Origin of the sequence: Arthrobacter sp. H5 (assembly GCF_000520595.1) — a bacterium.
Classification (GTDB): domain Bacteria; phylum Actinomycetota; class Actinomycetes; order Actinomycetales; family Micrococcaceae; genus Arthrobacter_D.
Genome location: NZ_KI915023.1, coordinates 6,378 through 15,851, shown reverse-complemented (window position 1 = coordinate 15,851; position 9,474 = coordinate 6,378). Strand labels below are relative to the sequence as shown.

Genomic DNA, 9,474 nt, shown 5'->3' with positions numbered 1-9,474 from the left:
TTAGTGGTGATCCTGGTTCTCGCCCTACGAATTAGACGAAGTTGCTACGAAGTACTGGCCTCACCCAACCCTGACACGTAGGGTATCGTAGGGTGAGGGCATGCCCGAAATTTCGAGGATGCGAGAGGAAGATCATGAAGGCACTCGTCTTTCAAGGCCCGGGACTCAAGGAGTGGAAAGAGGTTCCGGACCCCACGATTATCGATGCGACCGACGTCATCGTGAAGGTCGACACAACCACCATCTGTGGCACCGATCTGCACATTCTCAAGGGGGATGTTCCGGCCGTCGAGGTGGGGCGCATCCTCGGGCACGAGGGAGTCGGAACCATCACCGAGGTTGGCGGTGCCGTTTCGAGCCTTAAGGTGGGCGACCAGGTGATCATCTCCTGTATCTCGGCCTGTGGGCACTGCGACTTCTGCAAGAAGGGGGTCTACTCGCACTGCCTCGCCGACGAGGGCGCATCCGGCATCGGCTGGATCTTCGGACACCTCATCGACGGGACCCAGGCAGAGTTCGTGCGGGTGCCGTTCGCCGAGACCTCGCTGTATCCGCTGCCGGCCGGGGTGACCCCGCAGCAGGGAACCGTGCTCTCGGACATCCTTCCGACGGGCCACGAGATCGGCGTCCAGTACGGCCAGGTCAAGGCGGGCGACGTCGTCGCGGTTGTCGGGGTCGGCCCCGTCGGCCTCGCGGCCATCGCGACCGCCGGGCTTTACGGCCCCTCCCGCATCATCGCCATCGACCTCGACGCCAACCGCGTCGAGCAGGCGCGAGAATTCGGTGCGACCGACACAGTCGTCTCGAGCGACGCGGACTGGAAGGAGCAGGTGCTCGCGCTCACGGACGGGCTCGGGGTCGACGTCGCGATCGAGGCAGTCGGAATACCGCAGACGTTCACGATGTGCCTCGACATCGTTCGGCCCGCCGGACACGTCGCCAATGTGGGGGTGCATGGCAAGAGCGTCGATCTCCCGCTGCAGGACCTCTGGATCTCGAACATCAACATCAGCATGGGCCTCGTCAACACCAACACCCTCGGAACCCTGCTCAAGCTCGTCGCGCAGAAGAAGATCGTGGCCGAGAACTTCATCAGCCACACTTTCGCGCTCGAGGACATCCTCGAGGCCTACGACGTGTTCGGGCGGGCTGCGGAGACGAAGGCGCTCAAGGTCATCATCAACGCCCGACCCGAGCGGCGGAATTTATCAAGGTGAATGAGGCCAGCGGGAGTTTAGGCAGCTAACACGACATCGGTTGTTGGCTCTTTAAGTTCGGCGGTCGCAGCCCGAACCCGGCCCATCGGATCGGTCACCCCACCCGGAGTTCGTTAGTCCAGGTGGTTGATTCGGGGGCGGTCGATGTCATGGGAGGATCATAACCGGGTCGGTTTTCTGGTGGCCCCCTCGGTGTCCGCCGCGGCCTTCAGCCCAAGATAGATAGTGTCCCGGGCCAACGGCAATGAGGTAAACCGCACGCCGGTCGCAGCCTTGATCGCGTTGGCCATCGCCGGCGCCACCGGATTGAACGGACTCTCGCTCATCGACTTCGCGCCGAGCGGCCCAAGATCGTCCGAAGTCGATGCGAAGTACACCTCGCTGCGGGGCACGTCCGCAAAGGTGGGAATGTGGTACTGCCGCAGGATGCGGGTGGAGACGGCGCCGTCGTCGTCAATCCTGACGTCCTCATACAGGGCAGCGCCCAGCGCCTGCGCAATCCCGCCCTCGATCTGGCCGCGGCACTGCATGGGATTCACGATGAGGCCGGCATCCGCAGCGTGCGCACTCTGCAGGATGCGCAACTCACCGGTACCAAGATTCACCGCCACCCGGAACCCGTGCACGTTAAACGCGACAGAACGCGGAGTGCCGCCCCAACTGCCCTCGGCGGACAGACGAATATCGCGCTCGACGCCTAGCGAGAAGAGCGACGTGAGCGACAGGAATGTCCCGTCGCAGTCCACCCCCTCCGCCGTCAGCCGGCACCGCATGGTGGGCACCTGCGTGATCCCCGCAGCCAGTCCCATGAGGATGTGGGCCAGTTCCTGTGCCGCCTCCAGCGATGCCTTGCCCGCAACCACCGTGCCGGTGGAGCCGAAGGCACCGGTGTCGTGGTCCAACAGATCCGTGTCCGCCTGCCGCACCACCACTTGCGAAGCGGTCGTGTGCAGCGCGGTCGCCACCAGCTGGGCATGCACCGTGGTTGTGCCATTCCCAAACTCGGCCGTGCCCACATCCACTTGGAACCGACCGTACTCCAGCAGCGACACCCGGGCGTGCGCATGATGTCTGCGCGGGGGCACCGTGTCAATCATCGACAGGGCCTAGCCCTCGCCGATCCGCCAGCCCGGCCCAAGATCATGCGCGCCAAACCTGATATCCCGGGAACGGCCCCGGTCCAGCGCGTCCTGCACCAACGAAATGCACTGATCCAGGCCATAACTGCCGTACAGCACGTCCTCTTCCGGCTCCGAATGCATGGAGAGCATCGGATCACCCTTGGCCACAATGTTGCGCCGCCGCAGCTCCATCGGATCCATCCCGATTCCCGCAGCCAACTCATCAATCGCTGACTCGATCGCGAAAATCATCTGGCTCAGCCCGTAGCCGCGGAACGCGCCCGCAGGAACTGTGTTGGTATACACCGCGTGCGCATCGATCCGCTTGTTGGTGCACTTGTACACGCTGATCGACTCGTTGCAGCCATGGAACATTACGCCCGGGGCATGGTTGCCGTACGCGCCCGTATTGGTCAGAACAGTGAGTACGACGGCGGTGATGGTTCCGTCCCGCTTCACACCGGCTTTCACACCGATGGTGAACGGGTGCCTGGTGGTGGTGGACGTAAACTGCTCTTCCCGGGTGAGCTCCAGCTGTACCGGGCGCTTCACCCGCAGCGCCGCCAGCGCCACGATGTCCTCGGTCAGCATCTCCTGCTTCCCGCCGAATCCTCCGCCCACCCGGCCCGCCACTACGCGCACCTCATTCGGCGGCAAATCAAACAGCCGGCAGAGGGACCGCTTGGTGAGGAACGGGACCTGTGTGGAGGAGCGGATGGTGAGCCGGCCTTCCTCGAAATACGCGATCGAGGCATGGGTTTCCAGCGCGACGTGCTGAACCCGCTGCGTTGTGTACGTGTTCTCGTAGACGAAGTCTGCTTCAACGAGCCCGCCGTCGGGATCTCCGATGGAAGAGTGAAGCTCCGCCACCACGTTGCGGTGCGGGGCCGCGATACCGGAAGCGTGGCTTTTGTCCCCATGCAGCAGGACGGCGCCGGGAGCCATCGCGTCCTCGGGCGAGAGCACAAACGGCAGTACCTCGTACTCGACGTTGATCGCCCGAACGCCGGCCTCGGCCGCTGCAACCGAATCCGCGACCACGGCAGCCACCCGCTGGCCCACAAACCGGACAACGTCGTCGAGCAGCCGGGTGTCATCGGGGTCATCGGTGTGCAGCTCGTGCTGCGCTGTGGAGTAGTACTTATCCGGCGAATCCTCGTGCGTGAACACTGCCTGAACGCCGGGAACCCGTAATGCAGAAGCGGTGTCAATGGCAATAATCCGGGCGTGCGCATGCGGTGAGCGCAACAGCTTCAGGTGCAACAGGCCGGGAAGCTCATCCGCAGGAACATCGAGAGTGTACGCGGCGGTTCCCGTGACCACGCCCCGTCCCGCGGGAGCACCGACGTTGTCTCCGTGACCTCCGCTGGTCACATGGGACACCCCGCACACCGCGTCCTCGATGGCACGGTAACCGGTGCACCGGCACAGGTTTCCCTTGAGGTTCCGGGGCAGGTTGGACTTCTGCTCCTCCGTACAGGTTGCCGCAGTCATTATCATGCCCGCCGTGCAGAATCCGCACTGAAATCCCTGCGCGGCGAGGAACTGCTCCTGCACAGAGTGCAGCCCGCCGTCGTCGTCCGCTAAACCCTCAATGGTGGTGACCTCACGGCCGTCCGCGCGGACCGCAGGGTAGAGGCAGCTGTGCACGGGTACCCCGTCGACGTGGACGGTGCAGGCGCCGCAGTCGCCGCCGTCGCACCCTTTCTTCACACCCAAATTTTCTTGTTCACGAAGGAAAGTGCGCAGGCACTGGCCCGGCCGCGGGTCCGAAGTGGCAGGCCGGCGGTTGATATTGATCTTCACTGCTAGGTCCTCAGTTCGAGCCGGATCTCTTCAGCGAGCCGGTACGTCATATCGCGGCGCCACTGGGGCAGGCCGTGAATGTCGTTGTGATAAAGGTCTGTTGGGATGGCGCCGTCGAGCGACTGCGCAAGTTCATCCTGAGTGGGTGCGGACGAAAACCGCAGCTGCACCGGGCGTGTGGTTGACGCGGTGACAGTGATGACCAGGCCGCCCAACGTCGTCGTACGTCCTATGAGCAGGACGCCCGATCTTCCCAGATTGGAAAGCGAAAGCCGCCTGAACGCCGTGCGCGACTGCAGTGCCGCCGCCGGGAGCCGGATGGCCCGCAGCAGTTCGCCCTCCCGGAGTGACGTGGCGCCGTCGCCAATCACTAGGTCGGCAACGGGCAGCGTACGCTCGCTGCCGTCGGGCGAGAGTACGACGGCGGTTCCCTCAAGCGCCGCGGTCAGCGACGTCATGGGGCCGGCAGGCAGGGCGGTGGCGATGTTGCCGCCCACCGTGGACATGTTCCAGATCTTGAAGGATGCCACAAAGGAGTCCGCGCACTGTTGGAAGAGTGCGACGGCGGGCCATGCCTCATGCGTGAAGGCGTACAGCTCAGCGATGGTGCAGGTGGCGGCGATCTCCAGGCCGCGCTCGTTGATGGTGAGCGGCGGCCAGCCGGCATGGGTGATGTCCAGCAGCCGCTTCAACGTGGAACTGTCGTAGGAGAAAAGCACGGTTCCGCCAGCGAGCCAGGCATCGCCAGGCTGCCACTCCGATGGATCCGCCGTTGGCCGCAGGACGGTGACCGTATTCAGGTCCATGACGGGATCCGATCGCCCACCCGGTCACACACCGGCTCCACATGGGAGAAGTGAATGGAGCCCTGAGTGGCGCGGAGTGCGGGGACCTTGGGGGTGCGTCCGTTACGCTCGGCAATGATTTCACCCAGCACGGAGACCGCCACTTCCTGCGGGGTTTCCGCTCCCAGTCCCAGGCCGATGGGGGAGTGCAGCTTCGCCAGTTGCTCGTGCGTCACGCCTGCCTCCTGCAGCATTTCCTGCCGCTGTGCATGCGTGACCCGCGACCCCATTGCTCCGACAAATGCCACATCGAGCGAGAGGGCAAGACGGAGCAGTGGAATGTCGAACTTCGCATCATGGGACATCACGCAGATCACGCTGCGGGGATTTACCCGGCCGGCCCGCCACTGTTGCTTGAGGAACCGGTCTGGCCACTCGTTGACCAGGCGGTCCACGCTGGGGAAGCGCTCCGACGTAATAAAGATGGGCCGGGCGTCGCACAGCGTCACGCGGAAACCGAGCAACTTGGCGGCGTCGGCAAGCGCGGCCGTGAAGTCGTTGGCGCCAAAGAGGTACATGATCGGTTCAGTCTGCAGGGTCTCCACGAATAGCTCCGTCCCGTCAAAGAGCATCAGCCCATTGGTTCCCTGGCGCACGTGGGTTTGGATCTGATCCAGGACGGGAGAGCTGTCTCGACCGGTCTCCACGCGCTCCTTCGTCGCTTGGTCGACCACCGGGGGCATGGGATTCATGCTGTCGCCCATCGACTCGAGTGCCGCCCGCAGGGACGCGCCGCCGTCGTCGTGGTTGACGAATGCATGTCCGCCGTTGTCGACCCGGCGGATCAGCGCCGCCGGGCCCTGTGACGCTGCTTCGAGCAGTGCCGGGGCGTCCCTGATGGGCTGGATGAGCACTTCGAGGACGCCGCCGCAGCTGAGGCCCACGGCAAAGGCATCGCCGTCGGTAAAGCCGAAGTGTTCCCGGCGGGGCGTTCCGGATTCGATGGCGTCGTGGCAGGCATGGATCACTGCCGCCTCAACGCAACCGCCCGAGAGGCTGCCGATCAACTGGGAATTTTCACTGACCAGCATGGTGGTTCCCACCTGCCGCGGTACTGAGCCCGACCCGCTGACGATGGTTGCCGCCGCCCAGCGGCCCTGCCTGAGCTGCCGCGCCGCCGCCGTTGAAAGGGTGGTGAGCAGGTTCAGCATGGCTATCCGCCCATCCAGAGGGTGATTGGTCCACGGGCAAAGTACACAAGGAATCCGGCTGCAACCACCCACAGGAGCGGGTGGATCTTCTTTGCTTTGCCGGACCCTGCACGGATCAGCACCCAGGTGATGAACCCGGCGCCGATACCGTTGGCAATCGAATAGGTCAGGGGCATGGTCACGATCGTGAGGAACGCAGGCAGCGCCACCGAGAAGTTGCGGAAGTTGATCTCACGGATCTGGGCCACCATCATGGCACCCACCACCACCAGGGCGGCCGCGGCGACTTCCAGCGGAACCACTGAGGTCAACGGGGTAAAAAACATCGCCGCCAGGAACAATGCGCCGGTGACCACCGAGGCAAGGCCGGTACGCGCGCCTTCGCCGATACCGGAGGCGGAATCAATGAAGACGGTGTTGGACGACCCCGATGATGCACCTCCGGCAACTGCTCCCACTCCTTCGATGATGAGCGCGGACTTCAGCCGGGGGAAGTTGCCCTGCTTGTTGGTGAGCCCCGCCTGCTTGGCCAGGCCTGTCATGGTTCCCATGGCGTCGAAGAAGTTGGTGAATACCAGCGTGAAGACAAGCATGGTTGCCGCGAGCACCCCTATCCGGTCGAACGCTCCAAAGCTGAACGCTCCCAACAGGCTGAAGTCTGGTATGGACACAATATTGCTGGGGACTACGGGTGCATTGAGGTGCCAGCCGGTGGGGTTGTCCGGGCCGCCGGCGCCGAGCTTGAGGACCATCTCGATGATGATTGCAATGATTGTGGTGACAACAATCCCAATCAGCAGACCGCCCTGAACCCGCCGGGCCATGAGGATGCCCATGGTGATCAGGCCAACAATGAAGACCACCGTTGGTACCGTGGTGATGGAGCCGCCGTCGCCCATTTGAACCGGCGGTCCACCCTCGGTGGCGGTGACAAATCCCGAGTCCACAAAACCGATGAAGGCGATGAAAAGACCAATACCCACTGTGATGGCTGCCTTGAGCTGCCTGGGGACGGCATTGAATATCGCAGTTCGCGCTCCGGTCACCGCCAGGAACACAATGAGCAGGCCATTAATGACCACCAAGCCCATCGCTTCCGCCCAGGTGACGTCGCCAACCACGGACACCGCGAGGAACGAGTTGATGCCCAGCCCCGCGGCAATGCCGAACGGGAGGTTGGCCACGAGGCCAAAAATGATGGTCATCACGCCGGCCGTCAGTCCGGTGACGGCGCCAATCTGTACGGCTTGGAGCCAGTTGCCCTCAACGTCCAGGGGAGCGGTGTCCGCACTGAAACCACCAAGGATCAGCGGGTTGAGGATCACGATGTACGCCATGGTGAAGAACGTGACAAAGCCGCCGCGGATTTCGCGTGCCTTGGTGGAGCCGCGTTCAGTGATCTGGAAGAACCTGTCCAGCCTTGAGATCTGGACCTGCTGGTCCCCCCGTTTTTGGGCCGGTCCCTCGGGGTGGCCGCCTGTTTGAGTCATGATGGACATGGTGTCACTCCCTAGTAATCCACGCGCGCTGCGACGGAGTCCCACGCGTCAAACGGCGCGGAACCGGTGGTCTGTGCCGCTGCGGAGAGCGGCTGGTGGCGCACCGGCATCGACCTCTCCTCCACAGGGGTGTTGAAGAAGTTGTAGAAGACGGCGTCGTCGAATCCTGCCTTCTCAGCGTCGTGTCGGTCAGCCGCGTAGACCACGCCGGCCACCCGCGCCCAGAGCGCCGCCGATAGGCAGAGGGGGCACGGCTCACAGCTGGTGTAGAGCGTGCAGCCGGTAAGGTCGAAGGTGCCGAGCTGCGAGCAGGCGTTGCGGATGGCCATGACCTCTGCGTGGGCCGTGGGGTCATTGTTGGCCGTGACGCGGTTGACGCCTTCAAACCTGCGGCCGTCAGCGGTGACGATCAGCGCGCCGAACGGGCCGCCGTCGTTATAGACATTGTGTGTAGCCAGCGAGATTGCCTCGCTGAGGAACTGCTCTTCTTTGGTGGTGGTACTCACGGTGAGTCTCCCAAGTGAGGGCAGCGGCTTTTGCGGGTACCTGTCCGAGGGATGCTCCAAACGGGACGGGGATCGCTACCAGACTGCTGCTTCGGTTTGTATTTGCAGGTCCACCTGGTAGATAGCTTTCCCTTTTCAGGGTGCCCGCCGTTGGCTTCGTCTTCAGACTTTAGCACCGGCTTGTGAGCCAGACCATACTTTTTGTGAAATTCCTTTTCCACTTAGCGAAATAAGTCCAATTAAACTATGCTTGACATTGACGCTACGTCAAGGTTTAGCGTTGATTGCGCACCGGTTGAGAGGAAGATATGGACTGGTCAATCCAAGAGATCTCGAAGCTCGCGGGCACAACCAGCCGCACGCTGCGTCATTACGGCGACGTCGGTCTGCTTGAGCCATCGCGCATCGGGTCGAACGGGTACCGCTATTACGACGACGGCGCATTGGTTCGTCTGCAGCGCATCCTGCTGCTGCGCGAACTTGGGCTTGGCCTTCCGGCCATCAACGAAGCGCTGCGACACAACTCCGACTCTCCGGGTGCCCTGCGCAGCCACCTGCAATGGTTGCGGCAGGAAGAGGACAGGCTGGCGCGGCAGATCGCGTCGGTGGAAGAAACCATTACCAGATTGGAAGGAGGTGAACAGCTCATGGCAGAGAACATGTTCAAGGGATTCGACCACACCCAGCACAAGGACGAGGTCGAGGAACGCTGGGGCAAGGACGCGTACGCCACCAGCGACAGGTGGTGGCGCTCAAAGTCCGGGGCTGAGAACGAAGCCTGTCAGGTGGAGATCTCGCAGCTCAGCGCAGACTGGTCAACGGCTGCAGCAAGTGGTGGCACCGCGGACAGCGAGCTGGCGCAGTCGCTTGCACGGCGGCAGTTCGATTGGTTGTCCGGAATGCCTGGCCTGCCGGCCTCCGGCGGGAAGCTCTCGAAGGAGTATTTCGTGGGCCTCGGCGAAATGTACGTCGCGGACGATCGATTCGGCGCAAACTACGGCGGCAAGGCCGACGCGGAATTTGTGCGCGACGCGATGGCGGTCTACGCGGAGAAGCACCTATAGGGCTCCACCGGGTGATCGACCGAGCGCCTTCTGGGACGCGTCTTCGGTGATCGACCAAGGCCGTTTGCGGCCGCGTGGAGATCCGGTGCGAATGTCACCGGATCTCCACGCGCTCCTTCGTCGCTTGGTCGACCACCGGAGGGCGCTCCTTTGTTGCCCGGTCGACCACCGGAAGGCGCTCCTTTGTTGCCCGGTCGACCACCGGAAGGCCGGCCGCGGCCGCGTGGGGATCGTTGTTGGTGCCCAGCGGGATGCGCACCAATTT

Annotated in this window: 6 protein-coding genes and 1 pseudogene; 2 read left to right on the top strand and 5 right to left on the bottom strand. The window is 63.3% G+C overall.

Features of this window, described 5'->3' with window-relative positions; all coding sequences use genetic code 11:
• Positions 1–134: 134 nt before the first annotated feature.
• On the top strand, positions 135–1,217 hold the full coding sequence (locus tag Y708_RS0118845; protein ID WP_028281124.1) for a zinc-dependent alcohol dehydrogenase family protein: 1,083 nt from the start codon (positions 135–137) through the stop codon (positions 1,215–1,217).
• Between the two features lie 158 nt (positions 1,218–1,375).
• Here the strand turns inward: Y708_RS0118845 and Y708_RS26320 are convergent.
• From Y708_RS26320 to Y708_RS0118820, 5 genes and pseudogenes are all read right to left on the bottom strand, one after another.
• Positions 1,376–4,144: pseudogene (locus Y708_RS26320) on the bottom strand (molybdopterin cofactor-binding domain-containing protein).
• A gap of 2 nt (positions 4,145–4,146) precedes the next feature.
• Positions 4,147–4,950 (bottom strand): FAD binding domain-containing protein, encoded by an 804-nt coding sequence (locus Y708_RS26315; RefSeq protein ID WP_035776842.1) that lies wholly within the window; start codon positions 4,948–4,950, stop codon positions 4,147–4,149.
• Positions 4,941–6,140, bottom strand: coding sequence for an XdhC family protein (locus tag Y708_RS26310; protein ID WP_051479179.1), 1,200 nt, complete (start codon positions 6,138–6,140; stop codon positions 4,941–4,943). Before Y708_RS26310 ends, Y708_RS26315 begins: the two co-directional genes overlap by 10 nt.
• A 2-nt stretch (positions 6,141–6,142) precedes the next feature.
• Positions 6,143–7,630: an NCS2 family permease gene (locus Y708_RS0118825; RefSeq protein ID WP_173401538.1), complete on the bottom strand. Its 1,488-nt coding sequence runs from the start codon at positions 7,628–7,630 to the stop codon at positions 6,143–6,145.
• 20 nt (positions 7,631–7,650) lie between these two features.
• Positions 7,651–8,145 (bottom strand): nucleoside deaminase, encoded by a 495-nt coding sequence (locus Y708_RS0118820; protein ID WP_028281122.1) that lies wholly within the window; start codon positions 8,143–8,145, stop codon positions 7,651–7,653.
• A 308-nt stretch (positions 8,146–8,453) separates the two neighbouring features.
• Here Y708_RS0118820 and Y708_RS0118815 point away from each other — a divergent pair, with 308 nt between their 5' ends.
• Complete coding sequence (locus Y708_RS0118815) at positions 8,454–9,209, top strand: MerR family transcriptional regulator (protein WP_028281121.1); 756 nt, start codon at positions 8,454–8,456, stop codon at positions 9,207–9,209.
• The last annotated feature ends 265 nt before the right edge of the window (positions 9,210–9,474 follow it).